Raw genomic sequence first — 251 nt, 5'->3', positions numbered from 1 at the left:
AGGCCGAAAGGCGTAGTCGATGGGAAACAGATTAATATTTCTGTACTCGATATAATTGCGATGGGGGGACGGAGCAGGCTAAACAAGCATGGCGTTGGTAGTCCATGTGAAAGTGAGTAGGTTGGTGACTTAGGTAAATCCGGGTTGCTGTTAAGACTGAGACACGAGACGAGTCACTACGGTGATGAAGTTGTTGATGCCATACTTCCAGGAAAAGCCTCTAAGCTTCAGATTATATGGAATCGTACCCC

1 rRNA gene is annotated in these 251 nt (G+C 46.6%); it reads left to right on the top strand.

What is annotated here, in order from left to right:
- Window positions 1-249 (top strand): 23S ribosomal RNA (locus H5089_RS20140); the annotation flags it as partial.
- Between the last annotated feature and the right edge of the window lie 2 nt (window positions 250-251).

It is taken from the genome of Pseudoalteromonas sp. SR45-1, assembly GCF_014163655.1.
Lineage (GTDB): Bacteria > Pseudomonadota > Gammaproteobacteria > Enterobacterales > Alteromonadaceae > Pseudoalteromonas > Pseudoalteromonas distincta.
Note: the sequence above shows the minus strand (reverse complement) of the source record. Positions and strands in the feature narration are given on the sequence as shown.